The following is a 26,423-nucleotide window of genomic DNA, read 5'->3' as shown; positions in this document are numbered from 1 at the left end:
CCTTAACAAGAGGAGGAGTTTCGTATGACCACCCTGACTCGTGCGGACTGGGAACAGCGTGCCCAGCAATTGAAGATCGAAGGCCGCGCCTTCATCAACGGTGAGTACACCGACGCCGCATCCGCTGAAACCTTCGACTGCCTGAGCCCGGTGGACGGACGCTTCCTGGCCAAGGTCGCCAGCTGCGACCTGGCTGACGCCAACCGCGCTGTGGAAAACGCCCGCGCCACCTTTGATTCCGGCGTTTGGTCGCGCCTGGCTCCGGCCAAGCGTAAAGCCAAACTGATCCGCTTCGCCGAGCTGCTGCGTAAGAACGTAGAAGAGCTGGCGCTGCTGGAAACCCTGGACATGGGCAAGCCGATTGGCGACTCCTCAAGCATCGACGTACCAGGCGCGGCGCAAGCCCTGCACTGGAATGCCGAAGCCATCGACAAGGTCTACGACGAGGTCGCGCCGACTCCGCACGACCAGCTCGGCCTGGTGACCCGCGAGCCCGTGGGTGTGGTTGGCGCCATCGTGCCGTGGAACTTCCCGCTGCTGATGGCCTGCTGGAAACTCGGCCCAGCCTTGGCCACCGGTAACTCGGTGGTGCTCAAGCCGTCCGAAAAATCGCCACTGACCGCCATCCGTATCGCCCAACTGGCGATCGAAGCCGGCATCCCGGCTGGCGTGCTCAACGTGCTGCCAGGCTACGGCCACACCGTCGGCAAGGCCCTGGCCCTGCATATGGATGTCGACACCCTGGTATTCACCGGTTCGACCAAGATCGCCAAGCAACTGATGATCTACGCTGGCGAATCGAACATGAAGCGCATCTGGCTGGAAGCTGGCGGCAAGAGCCCGAACATCGTCTTCGCCGACGCGCCTGACCTGCAGGCCGCTGCCGAAGCCGCTGCCAGCGCCATCGCCTTCAACCAGGGCGAAGTCTGCACCGCAGGTTCGCGCCTGCTGGTCGAGCGCTCGATCAAAGACAAGTTCCTGCCGCTGGTAGTCGAGGCCCTGAAAGCCTGGAAGCCAGGCAACCCACTGGATCCGGCGACCACCGTGGGTGCGCTGGTCGATACCCAGCAGATGAACACCGTGCTGTCGTACATCGACGCAGGTCATCAGGACGGCGCCAAGCTGCTGGCCGGTGGCAAGCGTATCCTTGAAGAGACTGGCGGTACCTACGTCGAGCCGACCATCTTCGACGGCGTGACCAATGCCATGAAGATCGCCCAGGAAGAGATCTTTGGCCCAGTGCTGTCGGTGATCACCTTCGACACCGCCGAAGAAGCCGTGGCCATCGCCAACGACACGCCGTACGGCCTGGCCGCAGGTATCTGGACTGCCGACATCTCCAAGGCGCACAAAACTGCCCGTGCCGTGCGCGCCGGTAGCGTCTGGGTCAACCAGTACGACGGCGGCGACATGACCGCACCGTTCGGCGGCTTCAAGCAGTCGGGCAACGGCCGTGACAAGTCGCTGCATGCGCTGGAGAAGTACACCGAGCTGAAGGCGACCTGGATCAAGCTGTAATCCCAGGTAGACATCGCGGGGCCAGCCCGCTCCCACGCAGCCAGCGTAATGCCCGGGTTGACGTGGTAGCGGGCTTGCCCCGCGATCGATCCTGAACCAGCCGGGCCGGCGCTATGCCGTCCCGGCTGTGTCGTCTCTGCGATTCACAAATTTTGCCTAGGAGGCTGTCATGCGTTGGGGAACCTACTTTGCCGTACTGGCGTCGGTGCTCAGCGTCGGGCTCGCGCTCGGCGTGAGCATGCCGCTGGTGTCCCTGCGCCTGGAAGGCTGGGGCTACGGCGGGTTTGCCATCGGCGTGATGGCGGCGATGCCCGCTATTGGTGTGCTGCTCGGTGCCAGCCTGGCCAGCCGCCTGGCCGGTTGGGTCGGGGTGCCTGCGGCCATGCGCCTGTGCCTGTGGGGCGGGGCGCTATCGATCGGGCTGCTAGCGCTGTTGCCAAGCTATCCACTGTGGCTGGCGCTGCGCTTGCTGATCGGCATGTCGCTGACCGTGGTGTTCATCCTCGGTGAAAGCTGGATCAACCAGTTGGTCGTCGAACAGTGGCGTGGCCGGCTGGTAGCGCTGTATGGCAGCAGCTACGCCTTGAGCCAGCTGGCCGGGCCGCTGGTACTGGGCTTTCTGGGTTCGGATGACGATTTCGGTTTCTGGGCGGCGACCGCCCTGTTGATCGTGGCGCCGCTGGTGCTATTGGGGCGTGGCGGCGCGCCGACCACCGAAGCCTACAGCGTCACCTTCAGGGAACTGTTCGCCTTCTGCCGACGCCTGCCGGTGATCGCCTGGGCCATTGCTCTGTTCGCAGCCTTCGAGGCGATGATCCTGACCTTGCTGCCGGTGTACTGCTTGCAACAGGGGTTCACGGCGGAAGTGGCGCTGTTCATGGTCAGCACCGTGGTGGTGGGGGATGCGGTGTTGCAGCTGCCGATCGGCGCCCTGGCCGACAAGATGTCGCGACAGACGCTGTTCAGTGGTTGTGCGCTGACCTTGCTGGTCTCCAGCCTGGCGATTCCGCTGCTGCTGGATACTACGCTGATCTGGCCGGTGTGGGTGCTGTTTGGCGCCAGTGCCGGGGGCTTGTTCACGCTATCGCTGATTTTGATCGGCGAGCGTTATCGAGATGATGCGCTGGTGCGGGCCAATGCTCACGTGGCGCAACTGTGGGGCATCGGTTGCCTGCTCGGGCCGCTGTTGGCGGGGGCGGGGAGCCAGTGGGTCAGTGGCCATGCGTTGCCGCTGTTGATGGCGGTCGGGGCTGCTGGGTTGGTGCTATTGACGCGGCGGCGGGGCGCCTTTGAGCCGGCGTCGGTCTGAGCCGATGCTATCGCGGGGCAAGCCCGCTCCCACGCCGAATGTTTAGGTACAGGCAAGCGTGGCAGCGGGCTTGCCCCGCGATTGGCCCTAGAGCATTTTCTCCAGCCCCACGGCTTTGCTGATCCAGGCATTGAACCTGCGCCACATGCCGCCCGGCTCAGTGGTGAGCATGTGCCGTTTGCCATTGTCCTCGGTTACCCACACCAACTTGCCAGCCACCAGCGTCGGCTGGTAACTGAGCGCTGGTGCCATGCCCTGCACCGCCAGGTCGCGGGTGTACTCGGCCAGCTCCGGGCTGTCGACCAACACCCCGACCTCGGTATTCCACAGCACTGACCGCGGGTCGAAGTTGAACGAGCCGATAAAGGTCTTGCGCCGATCGAACACGATCGCCTTGCTGTGCAGGCTGGAATCCGAACTGCCATGGAAGTTGATGCCACGACTGGCACTGGGATCGCCCGGCTGGCGGCGCAGCTCATACAGCTGCACACCATGCTCCAGCAAGGCGCGGCGGTAGGGCGCATAGCCGCCATGCACGGCCGGTACGTCAGTGGCTTCCAGCGAGTTGGTCAGCAATTTGACTGAAATGCCCGCGTCGGCATGGCTGGTCAGGTACAGCAATCCATCCTCACCGGGAACGAAATAGGCCGACACCAGAATCAGCTCGTGATCGACATTGTTCAGGTCCGGCGCCAGTTGCTGGCTCATCAGTAGTTGCGGATCTGGCTCGTCCTGGGCCAGGACCTTGCTTGGCGCATCCCACAGGGCCTGGCTGTGCGCCCAGATCAGCTCATTGCGCCAGACATCCAGGCGCGGCTGGGACTGGTAAGCCATCAGCCGGTCATACAGCGCCTTGCGCTTGATCCGCGCTTCGGCCAGGGACACTTCCAGGCGATGGCGGCTGGCGCGCAGGTCGTCGGCATCCGGCTCGCGCCAGAGAAAATCGCCGATAGGCCGGCTCAGGGCACTGTTCCAGTATTGGTCGAAACTGTGCCCAAGCTGCTCAGCCACTGGGCCGACGCCGAGCAGGTCGATGTCGGTGAAATTGAGATTGGGCTCGGCGTCGAAATACTCATCGCCCAGGTTGCGCCCGCCGACGATGGCCATGCTGTTGTCGACCAGGAACAGCTTGTTGTGCATGCGTCGGTGCTGGCGCGACAGGTTGAACAGCCGGCCCATGGCGCGGGTGACGCCGGTACTGCGCCCCAGGTGCAGTGGGTTGAATACGCGGATATGGATGTTCGGGTGGGCGGCGAGGGTGCCCATCAGGGTATCGAGGCCGTCGCTGGTGGTGTCGTCGAGCAGGATGCGCACGCGCACGCCGCGGTCGGCGGCACGCAGCAGTTCGTGGACCAGCGCCCGCGTGCTCAGGCCGTCATGGACGATGTAGTACTGCAGGTCGATGCTGGCCTGGGCGTTGCGAATCAGCTCGGCCCGCGCGCGGAAGGCCTCGTTGCTGTTGGGCAGCAGGCGAAAACCCGAGCGGCCTTCATAAGGCGCCGCCTGGCGCAGCACCGAGCGGCCGAAGGCCGAGTCGTTGGCCGGCAGCGCCTGGCTGACTTCACGCGGGGTTCCGACGCTGGCGCACCCGGCAAGGCCGAGCGTTAGCGCCAGCAAGAGAGGCAGAGCTCGCTGGAGTCTCAAGTAAGGGTCGTCCTGTACAGCAAAGGCCTATGAGCTATGGACCATGGAGGGCGGCGCAAAGTTACGCTGGGCTGTGTTCTTCGACCAGTAGACGAAGGGCGGTTTCACCCACCTTGCGCACCGCTGCCTCGATTTGCGGGGTGGGCCGCGCGGCGTAATTCATCCGCAGGCAGTGCCGGTACTTGCCTGAGGCCGAGAAGATACTGCCCACTGCAATCTGCACCCCTTGCTCCAGTAAAGCGCGGTTCAGCCGCAGCGTATCGAAACTTTCCGGCAATTCGACCCACAGCATGAAGCCGCCCTGCGGCCGGCTGGCGCGGGTGCCAGGCGGGAAGTAGCGGGTAACCCAATCGATCATCTGCTCGCGGCCGCGCTGGTACTGGCTGCGCATGCGCCGCACATGCGGGTGATAGTGGCCCGCCTCGATGAAGTCGGCGATGGCCAGCTGTGGTTGGGCTGAGGTGCTGCCGGTGCTGATGTACTTCATGTGCAGCACCCGCTCCAGGTAGCGCCCGGGCGCGACCCAGCCGATGCGCAGGCCCGGCGCCAAGGTCTTGGAGAAGGAGCTGCACAGCAGTACCCGGCCATCTTCATCGAACGACTTGACCGTGCGTGGGCGCGGGTAGGTGTAGGCCAGGTCGCCATACACATCGTCTTCGAGGATTGCCACATCGTAGCGCTGGGCCAGGGTCAGCAAGGCCTTCTTGCGCGCTTCGGGCATGATGTAGCCCATTGGGTTGTTACAGCTGGGCGTGATCTGGATGAGCTTGATCGGCCACTGTTCCAGGGCCAGTTCCAGCGCCTCCAGGCTGATCCCGGTGATCGGGTCGGTGGGGATCTCCAACGCCTTCATGCCCAGGCCCTTGAGCGTCTGCATGGCGCCGTGAAAGCTGGGCGAGTCCACCGCGACGATATCGCCGGTCTCGCAGACCGCGCGGATGCTGGTCGACAACGCCTCGTGGCAACCGGTGGTCACCACCAGATCGGCAGGGCTCACCCGGCAGCCGGAATCGAGCATCAGCCGGGCGATCTGCTCGCGCAGGGCGAGATTGCCGTGGATGTTGTCGTAATACAGGCCGGGCATGTCCTGCCGCCGGCTGATCTGCGCAAGGCTGCGCAGCAGCGGCTTGAGGGTCGGGCTGTTGACGTCGGGCATGCCACGGCCGAGCTGGATCACGTCTGCTTGCGGGGTGCTGCGTACCAGCTCCAGTACCTGTTCCCACTGCGAGATATCCACAGGCCGCTGCGCCGGCCGGCTGATGGCGGGCAGGGCAGGGAGGCTGCGGTGGTCAGTGACGAAATAGCCAGATTTGGGCCGTGGCGCGACCAGGCCGTTGTCTTCGAGCATGCGATAGGCCTGCTGTACGGTGCTCAGGCTCACGCCGTGTTCCAGGCTCAACGAGCGTACCGATGGCAAGCGTTGGCCAGGACGGTACAGGCCCTGCTCGATACGGGCGCCAAGTAGCTCGGCGAGGTTCAGGTAAAGGGTCACGGCATACTCCTGCGCTCAGGGTTCTGAACGACCAGTACAGATCGCTGAAAAATACAGCATTCAGCGGTTATTCAGCTAATTCTGTATGGGAATAATAAGCCTGTATTGGATCTGTATTGTCATGCTCGCGCACGCGCATGCTTTCTGCACGGTATGAGCTGATCGGGAGGACGCAGCGATGGGTGGCTTGAGCGATGTGCGCTTGCAACTGTTGGGCAAAGCGCTTGAAGAGGGGCAGCAGCAGCGGGTCTACAGTGCCCCGGCTGGGCTTGGGCGACTGGGCTTGATGCTGCATCGCTGGAATACCCGCAAGGCGCTGTTGCAGCTTGATCAGTCGCAGTTGCGCGATGTTGGGTTGACCTGGGAGCAGGCGCGCACTGAAGGGCGCAAGCCGTTCTGGAAGGATTGATTGACGGTTGGGATTCTTGGGGCCGCTTTGCGGCCCATCGCAGGCAAGCCAGCTCCTACAGGCTGGCGCGGTCCCTGTAGGAGCTGGCTTGCCTGCGATGGGCTGCAAAGCAGCCCCAAAAATAGCTCTGGCAACAAAGCCCCAGGATCAAACCAACTCTTTCAACCGATGCCAAAGCATCCCCAACGCCAACAATGGCGAACGCAGATGCCTACCCCCCGGGAAGGTAACGTGCGGCACCTGCGCAAACAGATCGAAGCGCCCGCTCTGCTGGCCACTGATCGCCTCACCCAGCAAGCGCCCAGCCAAGTGCGTGGCATTCAGCCCATGCCCGGAGTAGGCCTGGGCGTAATACACATTCGGCTGGCTGGCCAGGCGGCCAATCTGTGGCAGGCGGTTGGCGCCGATGCCGATCATCCCGCCCCACTGAAAATCGATTCGCACATCGGCCAGTTGCGGGAACACCTTGAGCATCTTTGGCCGCATGTAGGCGGCGATGTCCTTGGGGTCACGCCCGGAATAATGGCAAGCGCCGCCAAACAACAGGCGCTTGTCGGCCGAAAGCCGATAGTAGTCCAGCGCCACCCGCTGATCGCACACCGCCATGTTCTGCGGCAGCAACGAGCGCGCACGTTCCTCACCCAGGGGCTCGGTGGCGATGATGTAGCTGCCAGCGGGCAACACTTTGCCGCCCAGCTCGCGGTTCAGATCGTTGTGATAGGCGTTGCAGCACAGCACCAGGGTGTTGGCGCGAACCCGGCCGCTGGCGGTGTGCACTTGCACCTGCGGCCCGTAGTCGATGCAGGTCACCGCCGACTGCTCATGCAGCTTCACGCCCCACTGGCTGGCCACGGCCGCCTCACCCAACGCCAGGTTGAGCGGATGCAGATGGCCCGAGCCCATGTCGATCAGACCGCCGACATAGCGTTCGGAACCCACCACGGTATGGATCTGTTCAGCCGGCACCAATCGTAGCTCATGGGCATAGCCCAGGCTGCGCAGCTCTTCGGCGTCTTCGGCGAAACCTTGCAGCTCGCCCGCCTTGTTGGCCAGGTCGCAGTAGCCCCAGGTCAGGTCGCAGTCGATCGCGTGGCGTTCGACCCGCTGGCGCACGATGTCCACTGCTTCCAGGCCCATCAGTTTCAGGCTGCGCACGCCTTGCTCGCCGATGACCGGCAGGAACTGCTCGACGCCATGGCCAACGCCGCGGATCAGTTGCCCGCCATTGCGACCGCTGGCGCCCCAGCCGATCTTGTGCGCTTCGAGGAGGATCACCGAGAGGCCGCGCTCGGCCAGTTCGATGGCGGTGTTCAGGCCCGAGTAGCCGCCGCCGACGATGCACACGTCTGCGCTGTGCTCGCCTTCCAAGGCCGGGTAGTCAGGCTGCGGCGCGCTGCTGGCGGCGTAATAGGAGGCGGCGTGCTGCGCGCTGTGGATCATTGGCTCGGCCCTGGGTGTTTGTTGAGGGATGCGAGGATAAGCTGGGGTGGGTGGTGCGGCAACCGGCGCTATCGCGGGGCAAGCCCGCTCCCACGTGACCACAGGTGTAGGCTACCTGGGTATACGCTACGTGCGGGCTTGCCCCGCGAATGGGCCTATAATTGAGCACATTCTCTTGATTCTAGCGCCGCCATGTCCTGCAATCGCCACAAGATCCACTTCCTGCGCGAGCTCATTCCTTCCTTCGAATGCGAGCCCGGCTGCCACGACTGCTGCGGTCCGGTCACCACTTCAGCAGAAGAAATGGCCCAGCTACCGCGCAAGTCCCAGGCCGAGCAGGACGCCGCCCTCGAGCGCCTGGACTGCGTGCATCTAGGCCCGCAAGGCTGCACGGTCTACGAAGATCGGCCAATGATCTGCCGCCTGTTCGGCACCACCCCGCGCATGGCCTGCCCACGTGGGCGTGGGCCGCAGCAGCCAATCGACCCGCAAGCCGAGCAGTTGGTCCACCAGTTCATCGCCAGTACGCGCCAGGTACTGGTCTGAGCAGCCTCAGTCCGGAATCGGCAGGCACAGGCTCTCTTTGACTTCTTCCATGACGATATAGCTCTTCGACTCGCGCACATGCGGCAGCTTGAGCAGGATGTCGCCCAGCAGCTTGCGGTACGAGGCCATCTCGGAAATCCGTGCCTTCACCAGGTAGTCGAAGTCGCCCGAAACCAAATGGCATTCGAGTACATGCGGCAGCTTGAGCACGGCGCGGCGGAACTCCTCGAAGGTGTCGCCCGACTTGTAGTCCAGGCTGATTTCGACGAACACCAGCAGGCTGCCTTTAAGGTGCTGCGGATTGAGCCGGGCGTTGTAGCCCATGATGATCCCCTCGCGCTCCAGACGGCGCACGCGCTCGGTGCAAGGGGTCGTGGAAAGCCCTACTTTTTCGCCCAGTTCGGTGAAGGAAATACGCCCGTCATTCTGCAGGATCCGCAGGATGTTGCGGTCGATCTTGTCCAGTTCACGCTTGCTCTGATGCTGGGTTCTCATAGGGGATGCCCCTCCGTAAAAGGCCACTTTGCCAAGAATTGTCGCCAAATATAGGCTTTTATATAGTGAAATGCACTGGCCTGTCCTTCTTATACTGCGCGCATCCATGCCATATCAACAAAAGACTGCGGTGCGCCGCGTGCGAGGGATAAACGATGCGAGTTCTGGTACTTGGCAGCGGTGTAATCGGAACCGCCAGTGCCTACTATCTGGCCCGGCAAGGTTTCGAAGTCACGGTGGTCGACCGCCAGCCAGCGGTGGCCATGGAAACCAGCTTTGCCAACGCCGGCCAGATCTCGCCCGGCTATGCCTCGCCCTGGGCTGCCCCAGGCGTGCCGCTCAAGGCCATCAAGTGGCTGCTTGAACGCCACGCCCCGCTGGCCATCAAGCTGACTGGCGACGTCGATCAGTACCTGTGGATGGCGCAGATGCTGCGCAACTGCACCGCCAGCCGTTATGCGGTGAACAAGGAGCGCATGGTGCGTTTGTCCGAGTACAGCCGTGACTGCCTCGACGAGCTGCGCGCCGAAACCGGCCTGAGTTATGAAAACCGCGCGCTGGGCACCACCCAGCTGTTCCGTACCCAGGCCCAGGTAGACGCTGCGGCTAAAGACATCGCCGTGCTGGAACAGTCCGGCGTGCCTTATGAGCTGCTCGACCGCGACGGCATCGCCCGCGTTGAACCGGCCCTGGCTGGGGTGAAGGATATCCTCGCTGGCGCCTTGCGCCTGCCTAATGACCAGACCGGCGACTGCCAGCTGTTCACCACCAAGCTGGCTGAGATGGCGATCAAGCTGGGCGTCGAATTCCGCTTCGGCCAGGACATCCAGCGCCTGGACTTCGCTGGCGACCGGATCAACGGTGTGTGGATCGATGGCAAGCTGGAAACCGCCGACCGCTATGTGCTGGCGCTGGGCAGCTACTCGCCGCAGATGCTCAAGCCGCTGGGCATCAAGGCGCCGGTCTACCCGCTCAAAGGCTACTCGCTGACCGTGCCGATCACCGACCCGGCGATGGCCCCGACCTCGACCATTCTCGACGAAACCTACAAGGTCGCCATCACCCGTTTCGACAACCGTATCCGCGTCGGCGGCATGGCTGAAATCGCCGGTTTTGACCTGTCGCTGAACCCGCGTCGACGCGAAACGCTGGAGATGATCGTCAACGACCTTTATCCTCGCGGCGGCGACCTGAGCCAGGCCAGCTTCTGGACCGGCCTGCGTCCGGCGACTCCGGACGGCACGCCGATCGTGGGTGCCACGCCGTTCCGTAACCTGTTCCTCAACACCGGTCACGGCACCTTGGGCTGGACCATGGCCTGCGGCTCCGGCCGTTTGCTGGCCGACCTGATTGCCCGGCGCAAGCCGCAAATCAGTGCCGAAGGCCTCGATATTTCCCGTTACGGCAACAACAAGGAGATCGCCAAGCATGGCAATCCAGCGCCAGCTCACCAATGAGCGCATGAGCCAGATCGTCACCCACAACGGCACCGTTTACCTGGCGGGCCAAGTGGCTGACGACATGAGCGCCGGCATCGAACAGCAGACCCGCGAAACCCTGGCCAGCATCGAGAAGCTGCTGGATCAGGCGGGCACCGACAAGACTCGCCTGCTGTCGGTGACCATCTACCTGAAGGACATCGATGCGCACTTCGCCGGCATGAACGCAGTGTGGGACCAGTGGCTGCCAGAAGGCGTCGCCCCGGCCCGTGCCACGGTCGAAGCCAAGCTGTGCGAGCCGGAGATCCTCGTTGAGCTGTCGGTAGTCGCCGCACTGCCGTAACCCGTTCCCTCACCCCGGCGCGGTGGCACCTACCCCCGTCTGCCGTGCCGGGGATTTATTCAAACCAGAACTGCCAAAAGGCTGCCGCCATGCGTCCCGCCCGTGCCCTGATCGATCTTCAAGCCCTGCGTCACAACTACCGTCTGGCCCGTGAGTTATCCGGCGCCAAGGCCCTTGCCGTGATCAAGGCCGATGCCTATGGTCATGGCGCGGTACGTTGTGCCCTGGCGCTTGAGGCCGAGGCTGATGGCTTTGCCGTGGCCTGCATCGAGGAAGCCCTGGAGCTACGTGCGGCAGGCATCAAGGCCCCGGTGCTATTGCTCGAAGGCTTCTTCGAGGCCAGCGAACTGGCCCTGATCAGCGAGCATGACCTGTGGTGCGTGGTGCACTCGCTGTGGCAGCTGGAAGCGATCGAGCAGACCCCGGTCAGCAAGCCGCTGAAGATCTGGCTCAAGCTCGATACCGGTATGCACCGGGTTGGCGTTCATCCGAAGGATTACCACGACGCTTACCAGCGCCTGCTGGCCAGCGGCAAGGTTGCGCGCATTGTGCTGATGAGCCACTTCGCCCGCGCCGACGAACTGGATGTCGACTCGACTGCGCAACAGGTGGCGGTATTCGAAGCTGCTCGCCAGGGCCTGAGCGCCGAGTGCAGCCTGCGCAACTCCCCGGCAGTGCTGGGCTGGCCGCACGTGCCGAGCGACTGGGTGCGCCCCGGCATCATGCTGTACGGCGCTACCCCGTTCGAAGTCGCCCAGGCTGAGGCCGCACGCTTGCAACCGGTGATGACCCTGCAATCGCGGATCATCAGCGTGCGCGAGCTGCCGGCTGGCGAGCCGGTGGGCTATGGCGCCAAGTTCGTCAGCCCGCGCCCGACCCGCGTCGGCGTGGTGGCCATGGGGTATGCCGATGGCTATCCGCGTTTGGCGCCTACCGGTACGCCGGTAATGGTCGCCGGCAAGCGCACCCAGTTGATCGGCCGAGTGTCGATGGACATGCTCTGCGTCGACCTCACCGACATCCCCGAAGCGACCCTGGGCAGCCCGGTCGAGCTGTGGGGCAAGCAGGTACTGGCCAGCGATGTGGCGATGGCTGCGGGCACCATCCCCTACCAGATCTTCTGCAACCTCAAACGCGTGCCGCTGGACTATATCGGCGAATAAGGCGCTGAAGCGGACAGGCTGGGGTCTCGAGTGTTGTAAATACTGAACGGCATTGCCATGATATCGTTCACATTCGACCCCATCTCGACCGTTTCAGGAGGCTCCAGCTTTGGACGTCGGCGAACGACTGCAAGCCATCCGCAAGCTCAAGGGCCTGTCCCAGCGTGAACTCGCCAAGCGCGCGGGGGTAACCAACAGCACCATCTCGATGATCGAGAAGAACAGCGTGAGCCCGTCGATCAGCTCCCTGCGCAAGGTGCTCAGCGGCATTCCCATGTCCATGGTCGAGTTCTTTTCGGTCGAGCTGGCGTCGGAGAGTCCCACGCAGATCGTCTACAAAGCACACGAGCTGATCGACATCTCCGACGGTGCGGTGACCATGAAGCTGGTCGGTAAATCGCACCCCAATCGGGCGATTGCCTTCCTCAACGAGGTTTATCCACCGGGTGCCGACACCGGCGAAGAGATGTTGACCCACGATGGCGAAGAGACCGGCATCTTGCTCGAAGGCCGCCTTGAACTGGTGGTGGGCACCGAGACCTTCCTGCTCGAAGCCGGCGACAGCTACTACTTCGAAAGTACCCGCCCGCATCGATTTCGCAACCCCTTCAACGAGCCTGCCCGGCTGATCAGCGCTGCCACGCCGTCGAACTTTTGATCCAGCGCAGCGTATTGCTTCGCCAATACCCCTTTCCAGTGTGTGGTCGTTTCACGGCTGTTGGGATCCCGCTATACTTTTCAACGCCCGCAATTCGTGGCTGCGGGCGTGATTAGCCACCATGAGGGTGTACGCGTGAACCAAATCAAGAAGATGCTGGCCGTACCAGCAGCCGTTTTCGCCCTCTGGGCACTCAATGCACACGCAGCGACCAACGATGAACTTGCCAAGCGCCTGGAGCCGGTCGGCCAGGTGTGTGTCCAGGGCCAGGAGTGCAAAGGCATGGAAGTGGCGACCGCTGCCAGCGGCGGTGGGGCGAAGACGCCCGATGAAGTTATCGCCAAGCACTGCAACGCCTGCCATGGCACCGGCCTGCTGAATGCGCCGAAGATTGGCGATACCGCCGCGTGGAAAGAGCGCGCCGATCACCAGGGCGGCTTGGATGGCATCCTGGCCAAGGCGATCACCGGCATCAACGCCATGCCGCCGAAAGGCACCTGTGCCGATTGCTCGGATGAAGAGCTCAAGGCTGCGATCAAGAAGATGTCTGGCCTTTGAGGCTTAACTGAATTTGCACAGCCCGCCGTTTGGCGGGCTTTGTGTTTGCGGGCTTGAATTGGTGCAGTCCTTTTCGCGGGCAAGCCCGCTCCCACAGGGATCATCGCTCACCCTGTGGTAGCGGGCTTGCCCGCGAATAGGCCTATGCAGCAATTGCAGGCTGCCCACGGTCCAACCCCTGAATGCACGGATGTCACAGGAGGCACAGATGGCCCACAGCTGTTCCATCGACCAGGCGGTCGAGCATGTACTCGCTCACCTGCCGGCGCATATCCACATGGGCCTGCCCCTGGGCCTGGGTAAGCCCAATGCCTTCGTCAACGCGCTCTACGCCAGAATCCGCGCGCTGCCTGAGCGGCGCCTGACCATCTACACCGCGCTGACCCTGGGCCGCCCACCGCTGGGCGACGGCCTGCAACGGCGCTTCCTCGAACCCTTCATCGAACGGGTGTTCGCCGACTACCAAGAGCTCGACTACCTCGCCGACCTGCGCAATGACCAACTGCCAGCGAACATCCGCGTCGAGCAGTTCTTCATGCAGCCCGGCAGCCTGCTGCACAGCGCCATGGCCCAGCAGGACTACGTCAGCAGCAACTACAGCCATGCCGCCCGCGACATTAACGCCAAGGGCCTCAACCTGGTGGCGCAGTTGGTGGCCGCAACGCCGGAGTATCCTGATCAGCTGAGCCTGGCCTGCAACCCGGACATCACCCTCGACCTGCTACCCATGATCGCCAAGCGACGTGCCGCCGGCGAAACCATCCTGATCCTCGGCCAAGTGCACAGCGAGTTGCCGTACATGCCGGGTGCTGCGCAGCTGGGGCGAGAGGCGTTCGACCTGTTGATCGACGAGCCGGAGCAGCGGCGGCTGTTCTCCACTCCGAACATGCCGGTCGCGACCCAAGACCATTGCATCGGCTTGCATGCCAGCACCCTGGTGCGCGACGGCGGCACCCTGCAGATCGGCATCGGCGCCATGGGCGACGCCGTGGCTGCAGCCTTGCTGGCGCGACAGGGCGACAACCAGGGCTATCGCGCCTTGCTCAGCGAGCTGGACGTCGGCCCCTGGCAGCCACTGATCGACAGCGAAGGCGGCCTGGATGCCTTCGCCCAAGGCCTGTATGGCTGCAGCGAAATGTTCGTCAACGGCCTCCTGGCGTTGGCCGAAGCTGGGGTGGTGCGCAGGCCTGCCGATGAGCACGGGGTACTGGTGCATGGCGGATTTTTCCTCGGCCCGCGCGCGTTCTACCAGCGCCTGCGCGAGATGCCGCTGGAGCAGCGCAAGCAATACGCGATGACCGCCATCAGCTTTATCAACGAACTGTACGGCCAGGAAGAGCTCAAGCGCCGTCAGCGCCGCGATGCACGCTTCATCAACACGGTGTTCGGCATGACCCTGCTAGGCGCCGGGGTGGCCGATCAGTTGGAAGATGGTCGCGTGCTCAGCGGGGTCGGCGGCCAGTACAACTTCGTTGCCCAGGGCCATGCGCTGGAAGGCGGGCGTTCGATTCTGCTGCTCAGGAGCTGGCGCGAGGCGGGCGGCGAGGTGACCTCGAACCTGTTCTGGACCTATGGCCACTGCACCATTCCCCGCCATCTGCGCGACATCGTGGTGACTGAGTACGGCATTGCTGACCTGCGCGGGCAGACTGACAGCGAGGTAATCGCGCGCTTGCTGGCGATCAGCGATTCACGCTTTCAGGCTGAATTGATGGAGCAGGCCAAGGCGGCGGGCAAGCTGGCCAAGGATTTCGAGTTGGACGAGCGCTTCAGGGACAACACACCTGAGCGGCTGGAGGCGCTGCGCGAGCATCATCCGCGGTTGTTCCCGGAGTATCCGTTGGGCAGTGATTTCACCGCCGAAGAGCGGGATTTGCTGCGGGCGCTGAACTGGCTCAAGAGCAAGTTCAAGCTGAGCGAGGTGTTGCAGTTGGGCAAGGCGGCACTGGATGCGCCGGCGCCTGAGGCCTATCCGACGCAGCTGGCGCGGATGGGGCTGGAGCAGCCGCAGGGGCTGAAGGAGGAGCTGTACCAGCGGTTGTTGCTGGCCGGATTGCAGGCGACCCGGAGCTGCTAGCCACTAGGGCGTAGCGTGGGAGCGGGCTTGCCCCGCGATAGCGTCATAGCAGACAGCGAAGGCGCTCCTGCTTATGCTATCGCGGGGCAAGCCCGCTCCCACGATGCCCGCGAGGCCAGTCGAGTCACTCGATGAGGCTCCCACGATGCCCGCGAGGCCAGTCGAGTCACTCGATGAGGCTCCCACGATGCCCGCGAGGCCAGTCGAGTCACTCGATGAGGCTCCCACGAGGCCCGCGAGGCCAGTCGAGTCACTTGATGAGGCTCCCACCATGCTGGGGGGGGCAGTCGAGTTACTCGATGAAGCTAACCACGCCGCCTTCCAGCGATTTCACCCGAGCCAGCGACTCAACGCGATAGCCCTGGCTATCGAGCTCGGCACGCCCACCCTGGAACGACTTCTCGATGACGATGCCCAGACCGGCAACGGTAGCGCCCGCCTGCTTGATGATCGAGATCAGCGCTTGCGATGCCTTGCCGTTGGCCAGGAAGTCGTCGATCACCAGCACGCGGTCGCTGCTGTTGAGGTGACGCGGCGAGATCGCCACGGTGTTCTCGGTCTGCTTGGTGAAGGAATACACCGAGGCGGTCAGCAGGTTCTCGGTCAGGGTCAGCGACTGGTGCTTGCGGGCGAAGATCACCGGCACACCCAGCTTCAGACCCGTCATCACCGCCGGGGCGATGCCCGAGGCTTCGATGGTGACGATCTTGGTCACGCCGCTGTCTGCATACAGACGGGCGAATTCGTCACCGATCAGCTGCATCAGCGCAGGGTCGATCTGGTGGTTGAGAAACGCGTCGACTTTGAGAACCTGGTCGGAAAGCACGATGCCTTCTTCGCGAATCTTCTGCTGCAGTGCTTCCACTGGTGTATTCCTCGATGTAGCAAAAATGGCCACGGCGATGTGCTGTGGCAAAGTTTAAAGGTGATTAGCGCTTGAGCATGGCCCGTATATCGGCCAATGCGTTGTTGCCACGCGCGGCTTTGACTTCCACCGGCGCATCATCCAGGCCTTCCCACGACAGATCGTCCGGCGGCAGTTCGTCGAGGAACCGGCTGGGCGTGCAGTCGATGATTTCGCCGTATTGCTTGCGCTTGGCGGCGAAGGTGAAGGCCAGGGTCTGGCGCGCGCGGGTGATGCCCACGTAAGCCAGGCGCCGCTCCTCTTCGATGGTGTCGGCCTCGATGCTGGAGCGGTGCGGGAGGATCTCTTCTTCCATGCCCATGATGAACACGTAGGGAAATTCCAGGCCCTTGGAGGCGTGCAAGGTCATCATCTGCACGCCTTCGGCGTTCTCTTCTTCTTCCTGCTGACGCTCGAGCATGTCGCGCAGCACCAGCTTGCCGATGGCGTCTTCGATGGTCATGTCACCCTCTTCGTCTTTCTCGAGGGTGTTCTTCAGCGCATCGATGAGGAACCAGACGTTGCTGATACGAAAATCCGCGGCTTTGTCGCTGGCGGTGTTCTGGCGGATCCAGTTCTCGTAGTCGATGTCGCGGACCATTTCGTGCAGCGCGGCGATCGGGTCGTCCAGTGCCACCTTTTGGCGGACCCCATCGAGCCAATGCTTGAAACGCTGCAAGCGCTCGGTATAGCGCGCATCGAGGTGCTCGCCCAGGCCCATCTCATCGCTGGCGGCGTACATCGACACGCCACGCTCGGTGGAGTAGTTGCCGAGCTTTTCCAGGGTGGTCGAGCCGATTTCCCGGCGTGGTACGTTGATTACCCGCAGGTAGGCGTTGTCGTCATCCGGGTTGACCAACAGGCGCAGGTAGGCCATCAGGTCCTTGACCTCCTGGCGGCCGAAGAAGCTGTTACCGCCCGACAGGCGATACGGCACCTGGTGGTGCTGCAGCTTCAACTCGATTAGCTTGGCCTGGTAGTTGCCCCGGTAAAGGATGGCGAAGTCGCTGTAGGGGCGGTCGGTGCGCAGGTGCAAGGTGAGGATTTCCATGGCCACCCGCTCGGCCTCGGCCTCTTCGTTCTTGCAGCGGATCACGCGGATCTCGTCGCCGTGGCCCATCTCGCTCCACAGCTGTTTCTCGAACGCATGCGGGTTGTTGGCGATCAGCACGTTGGCGCAGCGCAGGATGCGGCTGGTGGAGCGGTAGTTCTGCTCGAGCATCACCACTTTCAAGGACGGGTAGTCATCCTTGAGCAGCATCAGGTTTTCTGGACGGGCGCCACGCCAGGCGTAGATCGACTGGTCATCGTCGCCCACCACGGTGAACTGGTTGCGCATGCCGATCAGCATCTTCACCAGCAGGTACTGGCTGGCGTTGGTGTCCTGGTATTCGTCGACCAGCAGGTAGCGCACCTTGTTCTGCCAGCGCTCGAGTACCTCGGGGTTTTCCTGGAACAGCTTGACCGGCAGCAGGATCAGGTCGTCGAAGTCCACCGCGTTGAACGCCTTGAGCGTGCGCTGGTAGTGGGTGTAGACGATGGCGGCGGTCTGCTCACGCGGGTTGCGCGCGTTCTCCAGGGCCTCGGCGGGCATGATCAGGTCGTTTTTCCAGGCACCGATCATGTTCTTGATCTCGTCGATGCCGTCGTCGCCGGAGTATTCCTTTTGCATGATGTCCGACAGCAACGCCTTGATGTCGGTCTCGTCGAAGATCGAGAACCCCGGCTTATAGCCAAGGTGCTGATGCTCCTTGCGGATGATGTTCAGGCCCAGGTTGTGGAAGGTGCACACCGTCAGCCCACGGCCTTCTCCGGCGCGCAGCAGGGTGCCGACCCGCTCCTTCATCTCGCGCGCGGCCTTGTTGGTAAAGGTCATCGCGACGATGTACTGGGCGCGGATGCCGCAGTTCTGGATCAGGTGGGCGATCTTGCGCGTGATCACGCTGGTCTTGCCGGAGCCTGCACCGGCGAGCACCAAAAGAGGGCCGCCGACGTAGTCACAGGCTTCCTGTTGCCGGGGATTGAGTCGGGACATGCTAGAAACCGGGGGTCGCCAGAAAATAGCCGCGCATTCTAACAGGCAAGTGGTGCTTATGGCGCGACCGTCTGACGCGAGAGTCAGACTTTTGTGGCCTCATCGCGGGGCAAGTCCTCTCTTACACCACCAGTGAGATACCGCTGGGTGCGGGCTTGTCCCGCGATGAGGAGCACGCAAATCGGATTTGCCGCTCAGCCAACTTTCGCGCAGGATGCACGACAAAATACGTCGGACCGCAGGCCATGGAAGGGTATGTATTAAAGTGAAAATCATTTTCAATCATGAGGTAGGATACTTCGCGTTCACCGTACTACCGACCAAGCCCTAAGGAGCCAGCTTGTCCACGCCTGTCGAACCCTTGCGTTTGCTGCTGTTGGCCGATGAGCCGGAATGGGCCGCCTGTTTGCGCGACTGCTTGAAGCCACTGGCGGGCAGCGCGGTACTGTTGACCGCACCGAACTGGGAGGCCGTCGACAGCCTGTTTGCCCACGACCGCCAGGCTGTGGTGCTGGCCACCCCGGCCTTGCTGCCCAGCCCTGGCCGCTGCGACCTACCGACCATCCTGTTGCTGGAGCATGAGCCCGAGGCGCCCCCCGCCGGGGTCAGCGACTGGTTGGTGCAGGCCCAGTTGACCTGCGACACCCTACGCCGCTCGCTGCGCCATGTGCGTGAACGGGGCGTATTGGTGGCCACCTTGCAGCGCCTGGCCGAGCAAGACCCACTGACCGGTATCGCCAACCGCCAGGGCTTTCAGGCCCTGCTGACTACCCGCCTGGCCGAGAACGACGGCCGCGGCGTGGCCCTCGGTCATCTCGATCTGGACAACTTCCGCCACGTCAACGACGCCTTGGGCCACCAGGGCGGCGATCGGCTGATCCTGCAAGTGGTTACCCGCCTCAAGCATCAGCTGGATGCCGGCGACCAGCTGGCCCGCCTGGGTAGCGACGAGTTTGCCCTGTTGATCGACACCCGCCGCGATGCCAATCGCGCCGAGTGGATCGCCGAACGCATCGTCGAAGCCCTCGCCGAGCCGTATTGGATCGATGGAGAAAGCCTGCTGGTTGGCTGCAGCCTGGGCCTGGCCCACGCCCGCGCCCAAGGGGGCGCCGACCCGCTGATGTGGCACGCGCACATCGCCATGCGCCAGGCCAAGAGCAGCCAGGGCTGCACCTTCCATGTGTTCAACGAGCGGATCAACCGCAACGCCCGCAGCCTTGCCGACCTTGAGGGCGAGCTGCGCCGCGCCTTGCGCCGCGATGAGCTGGAGCTGCATTACCAGCCGCGACTGAATCTTGCCGATGGCCGTATCGTTGGCCTTGAGGCGCTGGTGCGCTGGAATCACCCGGAGCGCGGTTTGCTGGCACCCAGCGAGTTCGTGCCGTTGGCCGAACAGAGCGGGCTGATCGTGCCGTTGGGTTACTGGGTCATCTCGCGTGCCCTGCGTGACATGCAGGCGCTGCGCGAACACGGCCTACAACCACTGCACATGGCAGTCAACCTGAGCTTCCGCCAGTTCCAGGACAGCCAGCTGCTGGCGACCCTGAGCCGGCTGATCATCGAGCATGGCGTCGATGCGCGCTGGTTGGAGTTCGAGCTGACCGAAACGGCGGTGATGCGTCGCAATGAGCTGGTGCGCCAGACCATGGATGCGCTGGGCCGGCTTGGCGTGCGCTTCTCGCTGGATGACTTCGGCACTGGGTTCTCTTCGTTCGTCCACCTCAACAGCTTGCCGATCACCCTGCTCAAGGTCGATCGCAGCTTTGTCGGTGGCATGGAAATGCGCGAGGAGAACCGCAAGTTGGTGCACGCGATGATCAACCTGGCGCATAACCTCAACCTGGAGGTCGTGGCCGAAGGGGTCGAGAGTGAGGAGCAGATGGCGTTACTGCGCGGTTTTGGTTGCGATCAGGTGCAAGGGTTCCTGGTCAGCAGGCCGTTGCCGGTGGGAGAGTTGATCGAGTATCTGACAGGCACGCCAGCAGCGGGTATCTGCGCTGTCTGATCGGGCCTCATCGCGGGGCAAGCCCGCTCCCACGCAAACCCGCACTCACGTGTAGGAGCATTACGTGGGAGCGGGCTTGCCCCGCGATGAGGGCCTCAAGATCAAGCCGAAACCGCCGCCTTACCGCCAATCCCAGCCTTGCGCATCAACCGCTTCATCCGCCACTCGAAACCAAACGTCAGCGCTACCGAAGCACAGGCCAGCCCCAACGCCAGCCCCCACCAGATCCCTACCGCCCCGCCGCCCAGGTTAAAGGCAAACAGCCAGGCCGCCGGCGCACCTACCAGCCAGTAACAGCACAGGCCAATCAGGAACGTGGTCTTGGCGTCTTTCAGCCCGCGAATCGAACCCATGGCGATGGTCTGCACACCATCGAACAATTCAAACCAGGCCGCCACCATCACCAGGCTCACCGCCAGCTGGAAGATCCCGGCAAACGCTGGATCATCACGGTTGATGAACAGCCCCACCAGCTCTTGCGGCAACAGCCAGAACAGCGCAGCAAAGCCGAACATCAGCAGTGCGCCAAAGCCGATGCCCACCCGCCCGGCACTGCGCGCGGCAAGCAGATTACCGGCGCCGAAGTACAGCCCCACACGCATGGTCACCGCATAGGACAAACCGGTCGGCACCATGAATGCGGTAGACACGATCTGCAGGGCAATCTGGTGCGCGGCCAGCTCGGTACTGCCCAGCACGCCCATGCACAACGCGGCGAAAGCGAACAAGCCGACCTCGACCATGTACGTGCCACCAATCGGCAGGCCCAGGCGCCACAGCTCGCGCAGTGCTGGCAACGACGGCCGCGACAGGCCCTTGCGCAGCGGGTAGGCGGCATAGAACGAGTGCCAGCGGATATACAAGGCCAGGGCGATGGCCATGCCCAGCGAAACCAGGGCGGTCACCATGCCGATGCCCATCAAACCGAGCTTGGGCAGGCCGAACATGCCCTCGATCAAGGCATGGTTGAACAGGTAGTTGAGCACCGTGCCGACCAGGCTGATGACCATCACCGGGGTCGAGCGGCCCAAGGCGCTGGTAAAGCCGCGCAGGGCCATGAATGTCAGGTAGCTGGGCAGGGCCAGCGGCAGCAGGGTGAGAAACTGCATGGCGGCATCGACGTTGGCCGGCTGCTGGCCAAACATCAGCAACACCGGCCCCAGGTTCCACAGCACCAGCGCTGCGCCCAACGCCAGGCCCCAGGCCAGCCAGATACCGGCTTGGGCCAGGCGCGTGGCGCCGGCAATGTCGCCTGCGCCCTTGCGAATCGCCACCAGGGTGCCGACTGCGGCGATCACCCCCAGGCAGAAAATCGACACGAACGAATAGCTCGCCGCACCCAGGCCGCCACCGGCGAGGGCCTGCGGGCTGATGCGGGCCATCATCAGGGTGTCGGTGAGCACCATCAGCATGTGCGCCAACTGCGAGGCGATCAGCGGCCCGGCCAGGCGCAGCAAAGCCTTGAGTTCAGTGGTGGGCGCGACATGCATGGGTAGGGTCCTTTTTCCTTAGGGGTGGGGCAGGGCGAGGATTCTGAGGCTTTGGTCAACTTTGCACAAAAGGATAAATGCGATCGTTGGCATGAGTTCTACTCATGCATGTATGATTTCCAAGATCACTTGCATGCCCCCAGATCATAGGTGCGAAATGTCCCGTCAGCTTCCTCCGTTGTATGCGCTACGCGCATTTGAGGCCGCAGCCAGGCACAGCTCATTCACCCGTGCGGGCGAAGAGTTGTCGATCACCCAGAGTGCAGTCAGCCGGCATATCCGTACCCTTGAGGAGCACTTCGCCTGTCGCTTGTTCGTGCGCAGCGGCCGTAGCCTGCAACTGACCGAGGCTGCGCGGGTGCTGTTGCCGGGGGTGCGCGATGGCTTTGCCGCCTTGGAGCGAGCCTGCGACACCTTGCGCGGCGAAGATGACATTCTGCGCATGAAAGCCCCCTCGACCTTGACCATGCGCTGGTTACTGGCACGGCTGAGCCGCTTTCGCCACCTGCAGCCGGGTAACGAGGTGCAACTGACCAGTGCCTGGATGGATGTCGATCATGTGGACTTCAATCAGGAGCCATTCGATTGCGCGGTGCTGCTCAGTGATGGCGTCTTCCCTGCGGACTGGGAAGTGCGCCGGCTGTTCTCGGAGCTGCTGATCCCTGTCGGCGCGCCAGAGCTGCTCAAGGAGGGGCCGTGGGATGAGCGGCGCCTGGCCGGTATCGAGCTGCTCCACCCAACCCCGGACAAACGCGACTGGCGCAGCTGGCTGGCGCGCATGGGGCTGAGCGACAAGGTCTCGCTCAAGGGCGGGCAGGTGTTCGATACCCTGGAGCTGGGGATGATTGCCGCGGCGCGTGGCTACGGCATCTCCATGGGCGATTTGCTGATGGTGGCCGAGGATGTGGCGCAGGGGCGGCTAAGCCTGCCGTGGCCGACGGCAGTGGCCAGCGGCATGGATTACTACCTGGTGTGGCCACGGACCCGACCGGGTGGCGAGCGCTTGCGCCGGCTCAGTGGGTTTTTGCAGGAAGAGGCAGCGGCTATGGATCTGCCGGATGTGCAGATCCTATCGGCGGGCGCCTGACAAAACGCCTGGGAGCGAGCCCTACTGCGTCGAAAACGTTTGCGAATCTCCCGGTCCGACACTCAAGTATTCGCCCACGACGCCGATTCAGTGGCACCAGCGTCCCGCTAGAGGATGCGTTTCCCCGTAGATCGAAGTGGGCGGTCAGCGTGATCAGGATGATCCCGGCCTCTTGCCAGGAGCTTCCTCATGTCTGAACCCCGTGCCCGGATTGCCTCGCAACTCGGTATCGCCCTCGCCATCGTGCTGGCGTTGGTCATCACCGGTAGTACCTTGTTCGCCCTGCGTTCGCTGGACAGCGCCAACCTCGCCACCCGCCAGGAACACCTGGCCAGCGAAGCGCGGCTGCTGGCTGACCAGCTCGATACCTTCCACGGTTCGCTCAAGGACAACACTCAGCGCCTGAGCGGCCTGTTCGAGCGCCGCTTCGCGTCTGGCCTGGCGCTGCACGCAGGAGAAACCGTCAACGTCGCAGGCCAGGCTACCCCGGCCCTGTACCTGGGCGAGCACCTGCTGAACAACGACTTCCGGCAAGTCGACGAATTCCAGCAGATGACCGCTGGGGTCGCGACGCTGTTCGTGCGCAGCGGCGACGACTTCATTCGCATCAGCACCTCGCTGACCAAACAGGACGGCAGCCGCGCCATCGGCACCCAGCTCGACCGCCAGCACCCGGCGTATGCCAAGCTGATGGCCGGGCAGACCTACGTCGGCCGGGCGCTGCTGTTCGAACGCAACTACATGACCCGCTACGTGCCGGTGCGCGATGGCGGCGGGCGGGTGATCGCCGTGCTGTTCGTCGGCTTCGACTACACCGACGCACAGAACGCCCAGTTGGCCAATCTCAAGCGTTTTCGCATTGGCCACACCGGCTCGCTGGCGCTGCTCGACGAGCAGGGTAAATGGTTGGTCCAGCCGGCCGATGTACGCGACCCCGACAGCGCTGCACACGCAGTGAAGGCACTGGCGGCGCAGCCGGGCAGCGGCAGCTTCTGGGCCAGTGGCAAGGAGCAGGTGTTCAGCGTTGCGATGCCGTTTGCCGAAGGCCCATGGACTGTGGTGGCGAGCATGCCTGAAGCGGAAATCCGCGACGTCACCTGGAGTGTCGGTCTGCGCCTGGCCATCGGCAGCCTGCTGGCCATGCTGTTGGCAGTGGCCGCGACGTTGTTCCTGCTGCGGCGCAAGCTGCGCCCACTGGGTGACCTGGTGCGTCAGGCCGAAGCCTTGGGCGCGGGTAACTTGAGTGCGCGCCTGGCCGTCAGCAGCCATGACGAGATCGGCCAGCTGGCGCGCAGCTTCAACCAGATGGGTGATGCGCTGTCGACCATGGTCGAGCACATCCGCAGCGCTTCCGAGCAAGTCAGTGGCCGCGCGCGTTCGCTGGCCGGATTGTCCTCCGGCGCCTGTGAGGGCATGGAGCAGCAGTCGGGCGAGATCACCAGCATGGCTGGCGCGGTGGAAGAGTTCAGCGCTACCTCGATGAACATCGCCGACAACATGGCCGGCACCGAGCGCATGGCCCGCGACAACGTCCAGCACACCAGGGTGGGGCGCTCGGCGATGGACGAAGCGTCGGCCTCGCTGCGCCAGATTGCCGATGCCTTGGGTGGCACTGCCGAGGTGATGGACACCCTTGGAGCGCGCTCGCAGGAAATTGGCGGCATCGTTGGTGTGATCACCGCCATCGCCGAACAGACCAACCTGCTCGCGCTCAACGCCGCCATCGAAGCCGCCCGCGCGGGCGAGCAGGGCCGTGGCTTTGCCGTGGTTGCCGATGAAGTGCGTGGCCTGGCTGCGCGTACTCGCTCGGCGACCGATGAAATTTCCGCGATGATTGGCAGCATTCAGCAGCAGACCGGGCATGCCATCAGCACCCTGGAGCAGGGCAACCGCCTGATGCAGGAAGGCCTGGAGCGCAATGACAAGGTGGCTGATGCCCTGGCGCGTATCGATGAACAGAGCCGCAGCGCGGGCGAGCAGTTTGCCGCGATCAGTACCGCGACCCAGGAGCAGAGCAGTACGGCGAACGTACTGAGCCGCAATCTGCAGAGCATCGCCCAGGCCAACAGTGAGCAGCGTGATGTGGCCAATGAGCTGGCCACCACTGCGCGGGAGTTGGAAGGGTTGGCGGCGCAGCTGCGCCAGGAAGTCGATAGGTTTCGGGTTGGTGGTTGATTGACCTGACACTATCGCGGGGCAAGCCCGCTCCCACAATTTGCGTGGGAGCGGGCTTGCCCCGCGATAGCGGTCCTTGGGCTTACAACGAGCCCAGGTTCAACGCCTGCGCACACGCTTGCAACGAGCGCTGCTCACTCTGCGCATACAGCGCCAATTCATCCTGCACCTGCAACCCCAGCGCCGCTTCGAAGGCCTCGCGGTTGGCATTGCTGCCGTACTCCGCCTGCGCATCGTCGCCCAGGTTGGACTGGAAAATCCCCGCCGCACTCACCGGCAGGAAGTCTTCGTACACCAACGCCTCGAAATGCACATGCCCGGCATCGATCAGCCCTTGCAGGTCGCTCGGTCGCTCGGCCTGATCGCGTGCGGCCAAGCCCTTCTCGGTGGCGAAATAGCGGAAATACGCCAAGCCCTGCTCACGCATCTGCGTCAGGTCATCGGGGAAGGCTGCAAAGGTCTGTGCCAGCAATGCGCGGTAGCGTTCGGCATTGGCTTCGGCAGGCACGCCACCCAGCGCTGCGCGGGTGGCATCGAGCAGCTTGTCGTAGAGCTGGCGGCCTTTTGGGGTCAATGCTGCACCGCGCTGTTCGATCTCGCCGAAACGTGCGGTGTGGCTGCCCTCGCTACCCTGTTGATCGCTGAACGCAACCTTCTCTTGCAGCGCCTTGAAGCTGGTCTGGCGCAGCAGGATCGGGTGACGGCGGGTGGGCGGGCCTTCGACCACCGCCTTGGGCGGAATACCCTTGGCCGGCATGCCAACCTGGATCGCATCGATGTCCAGGGTGCGCGGGGTCAGGTGGTTGATGTGCGGGCCTTTGAACGCCACCACGTCGGCGATCAGGCGATGCTGGTCGTGCAGTTGCTGGTACTGCTCGGCGGTGACGGTCGCGTCCTGGTGCCAGCGGAAGGTGTGCAGCGCTTCGCTGACGAACGCCTCGGCGTCAGTTGCACTCAAGCCACCATCGCGTTCGCACTGGGCGATCAGCTCCAGTGCACGTGAGGTGAAGATCTGTCGCTTGGCCAAAATGCTCTCGGCCAGGGCGCGCAGTTGCGGGTTGTCGATCAGCTCCAGGCGCAGCAGCGAGGTGAACACCCGGAACGGGCTGACATGCAGCGACTGCTCGTGCACCGCGCGGAATGCAGTGGAGTGCACCGGTACACCCGCCGAGCTTAGGTCGTAGTAGCCGACCGGTTGCATGCCCATGACTGCGAACAGACGGGCAATGGTTGCCAGCTCGGCAGCAGTGCCGACGCGGATGGCGCCATGGCGTTCCTGGTCGAGCCGCTCGATTTCACCGGTCCAGCGCAGGGCCTCGGCGACCTGCGGCTGCTGCTGCATGACCTGCTGGTTGATCTCGCTTACCAGCTCCAGCAGCGTGCCGTAGAGGGGCACTTCCTGTTTGTACATGAGCGACATGGCGGCAGAGAACTGCGCGCGGATGCTGTCTGGGCTGACGAAATCATGGGCGGGCATCGCAAGCTTCCTGATGGTGAATGGGACCGTTACATGAAAGCGGGGAATGCACATGGGCCACAAGCGAAAAAAAGTAGAGGTGTCATTCCCTTTTTGATTGACCTTGAGGGCCTATCGCGGGGCAAGCCCGCTCCCACGTGATAAAGCGTAGGGCTTGCC

Annotated in this window: 21 protein-coding genes and 1 pseudogene; 14 read left to right on the top strand and 8 right to left on the bottom strand. The window is 63.5% G+C overall.

Annotation, left to right across the window (positions count from 1 at the left end; genetic code table 11):
* Positions 1 to 24: 24 nt before the first annotated feature.
* Positions 25 to 1,518: an aldehyde dehydrogenase gene (locus AAZU54_RS18620; RefSeq protein WP_264233984.1), complete on the top strand. Its 1,494-nt coding sequence runs from the start codon at positions 25 to 27 to the stop codon at positions 1,516 to 1,518.
* 169 nt (positions 1,519 to 1,687) lie between these two features.
* On the top strand, positions 1,688 to 2,827 hold the full coding sequence (locus AAZU54_RS18615) for an MFS transporter (RefSeq protein ID WP_434727493.1): 1,140 nt from the start codon (positions 1,688 to 1,690) through the stop codon (positions 2,825 to 2,827).
* An 87-nt stretch (positions 2,828 to 2,914) separates the two neighbouring features.
* Here AAZU54_RS18615 and AAZU54_RS18610 read toward each other — a convergent pair whose 3' ends face one another.
* On the bottom strand, positions 2,915 to 4,471 hold the full coding sequence (locus AAZU54_RS18610; RefSeq protein ID WP_186553011.1) for a phospholipase D family protein: 1,557 nt from the start codon (positions 4,469 to 4,471) through the stop codon (positions 2,915 to 2,917).
* Positions 4,472 to 4,532: 61 nt separating this feature from the next.
* Positions 4,533 to 5,963: a PLP-dependent aminotransferase family protein gene (locus AAZU54_RS18605; RefSeq protein ID WP_186553010.1), complete on the bottom strand. Its 1,431-nt coding sequence runs from the start codon at positions 5,961 to 5,963 to the stop codon at positions 4,533 to 4,535.
* 178 nt (positions 5,964 to 6,141) lie between these two features.
* On the opposite strand from AAZU54_RS18605, the gene AAZU54_RS18600 reads away from it, so the two are divergent.
* Positions 6,142 to 6,372: a DUF1127 domain-containing protein gene (locus AAZU54_RS18600; protein ID WP_392467474.1), complete on the top strand. Its 231-nt coding sequence runs from the start codon at positions 6,142 to 6,144 to the stop codon at positions 6,370 to 6,372.
* A gap of 147 nt (positions 6,373 to 6,519) precedes the next feature.
* Here the strand turns inward: AAZU54_RS18600 and AAZU54_RS18595 are convergent, their stop codons facing one another.
* Positions 6,520 to 7,812 carry an NAD(P)/FAD-dependent oxidoreductase gene (locus AAZU54_RS18595; protein ID WP_434727492.1) on the bottom strand — a complete coding sequence of 431 codons (1,293 nt, stop codon included), beginning with the start codon at positions 7,810 to 7,812 and terminating at the stop codon, positions 6,520 to 6,522.
* 192 nt (positions 7,813 to 8,004) lie between these two features.
* On the opposite strand from AAZU54_RS18595, the gene AAZU54_RS18590 reads away from it, so the two are divergent.
* Entirely contained in the window at positions 8,005 to 8,358 is a 354-nt protein-coding gene (locus tag AAZU54_RS18590; protein ID WP_186553007.1) for a YkgJ family cysteine cluster protein, read from the top strand.
* Between the two features lie 6 nt (positions 8,359 to 8,364).
* On the opposite strand, the gene dadR is transcribed toward AAZU54_RS18590, so the two are convergent.
* Positions 8,365 to 8,853: a transcriptional regulator DadR gene (gene dadR / locus AAZU54_RS18585; protein ID WP_003258963.1), complete on the bottom strand. Its 489-nt coding sequence runs from the start codon at positions 8,851 to 8,853 to the stop codon at positions 8,365 to 8,367.
* Between the two features lie 155 nt (positions 8,854 to 9,008).
* Here dadR and dadA point away from each other — a divergent pair, with 155 nt between their 5' ends.
* The 6 genes from dadA to AAZU54_RS18555 all read left to right on the top strand — a co-directional run bounded on the left by dadA (position 9,009) and on the right by AAZU54_RS18555 (position 15,091).
* Complete coding sequence (dadA, locus tag AAZU54_RS18580) at positions 9,009 to 10,310, top strand: D-amino acid dehydrogenase (RefSeq protein ID WP_186553006.1); 1,302 nt, start codon at positions 9,009 to 9,011, stop codon at positions 10,308 to 10,310.
* Positions 10,282 to 10,635 (top strand): RidA family protein, encoded by a 354-nt coding sequence (locus AAZU54_RS18575; protein ID WP_186553005.1) that lies wholly within the window; start codon positions 10,282 to 10,284, stop codon positions 10,633 to 10,635. The genes dadA and AAZU54_RS18575 overlap by 29 nt, the downstream gene beginning before the upstream one ends.
* An 89-nt stretch (positions 10,636 to 10,724) precedes the next feature.
* Complete coding sequence (gene alr / locus AAZU54_RS18570; protein WP_186553004.1) at positions 10,725 to 11,798, top strand: alanine racemase; 1,074 nt, start codon at positions 10,725 to 10,727, stop codon at positions 11,796 to 11,798.
* A 109-nt stretch (positions 11,799 to 11,907) separates the two neighbouring features.
* Positions 11,908 to 12,456, top strand: a complete 549-nt coding sequence (locus tag AAZU54_RS18565; RefSeq protein ID WP_186553003.1) for a cupin domain-containing protein — start codon at positions 11,908 to 11,910, stop codon at positions 12,454 to 12,456.
* 135 nt (positions 12,457 to 12,591) lie between these two features.
* The gene (locus AAZU54_RS18560) at positions 12,592 to 13,014 is read left to right on the top strand and encodes a c-type cytochrome (protein ID WP_312153681.1); all 423 of its coding nucleotides are present in this window, start codon (positions 12,592 to 12,594) and stop codon (positions 13,012 to 13,014) included.
* Between the two features lie 208 nt (positions 13,015 to 13,222).
* Positions 13,223 to 15,091 (top strand): acetyl-CoA hydrolase/transferase C-terminal domain-containing protein, encoded by a 1,869-nt coding sequence (locus AAZU54_RS18555; RefSeq protein ID WP_434727491.1) that lies wholly within the window; start codon positions 13,223 to 13,225, stop codon positions 15,089 to 15,091.
* A gap of 292 nt (positions 15,092 to 15,383) precedes the next feature.
* Here the strand turns inward: AAZU54_RS18555 and AAZU54_RS18550 are convergent, their stop codons facing one another.
* On the bottom strand, positions 15,384 to 15,956 hold the full coding sequence (locus AAZU54_RS18550; protein ID WP_186553001.1) for a xanthine phosphoribosyltransferase: 573 nt from the start codon (positions 15,954 to 15,956) through the stop codon (positions 15,384 to 15,386).
* 64 nt (positions 15,957 to 16,020) lie between these two features.
* Positions 16,021 to 18,030, bottom strand: coding sequence for a DNA helicase Rep (gene rep / locus AAZU54_RS18545; protein ID WP_186553000.1), 2,010 nt, complete (start codon positions 18,028 to 18,030; stop codon positions 16,021 to 16,023).
* A 340-nt stretch (positions 18,031 to 18,370) separates the two neighbouring features.
* Between rep and AAZU54_RS18540 the strand changes: the two genes are divergently transcribed.
* Positions 18,371 to 20,035: a putative bifunctional diguanylate cyclase/phosphodiesterase gene (locus tag AAZU54_RS18540; protein ID WP_392468417.1), complete on the top strand. Its 1,665-nt coding sequence runs from the start codon at positions 18,371 to 18,373 to the stop codon at positions 20,033 to 20,035.
* A 101-nt stretch (positions 20,036 to 20,136) separates the two neighbouring features.
* Here AAZU54_RS18540 and AAZU54_RS18535 read toward each other — a convergent pair whose 3' ends face one another.
* Positions 20,137 to 21,525, bottom strand: coding sequence for a NorM family multidrug efflux MATE transporter (locus AAZU54_RS18535; RefSeq protein WP_404690925.1), 1,389 nt, complete (start codon positions 21,523 to 21,525; stop codon positions 20,137 to 20,139).
* A gap of 157 nt (positions 21,526 to 21,682) precedes the next feature.
* On the opposite strand from AAZU54_RS18535, the gene AAZU54_RS18530 reads away from it, so the two are divergent.
* The 3 genes and pseudogenes from AAZU54_RS18530 (at position 21,683) to AAZU54_RS18520 (ending at position 24,787) form a co-directional block, all read left to right on the top strand.
* Complete coding sequence (locus tag AAZU54_RS18530) at positions 21,683 to 22,612, top strand: LysR substrate-binding domain-containing protein (RefSeq protein WP_186552997.1); 930 nt, start codon at positions 21,683 to 21,685, stop codon at positions 22,610 to 22,612.
* Between the two features lie 189 nt (positions 22,613 to 22,801).
* Positions 22,802 to 23,923, top strand: a pseudogene (locus tag AAZU54_RS18525) (Cache 3/Cache 2 fusion domain-containing protein); the annotation flags it as partial.
* A complete protein-coding gene (locus tag AAZU54_RS18520) occupies positions 23,918 to 24,787 on the top strand; it encodes a methyl-accepting chemotaxis protein (RefSeq protein ID WP_409456900.1) in 870 nt (289 codons plus the stop codon). The pseudogene AAZU54_RS18525 and the gene AAZU54_RS18520, both read left to right, overlap by 6 nt.
* 82 nt (positions 24,788 to 24,869) lie before the next feature.
* Here AAZU54_RS18520 and hglS read toward each other — a convergent pair whose 3' ends face one another.
* A complete protein-coding gene (gene hglS, locus AAZU54_RS18515; RefSeq protein WP_434727490.1) occupies positions 24,870 to 26,264 on the bottom strand; it encodes a 2-oxoadipate dioxygenase/decarboxylase HglS in 1,395 nt (464 codons plus the stop codon).
* Between the last annotated feature and the right edge of the window lie 159 nt (positions 26,265 to 26,423).

Origin of the sequence: Pseudomonas sp. Je.1.5.c, from assembly GCF_051129895.1 — a bacterium.
GTDB lineage: Bacteria > Pseudomonadota > Gammaproteobacteria > Pseudomonadales > Pseudomonadaceae > Aquipseudomonas > Aquipseudomonas urmiensis.
The sequence above is the reverse complement of the archived record's forward strand: the minus strand, read 5'-3'. Positions and strand labels throughout refer to the sequence as shown.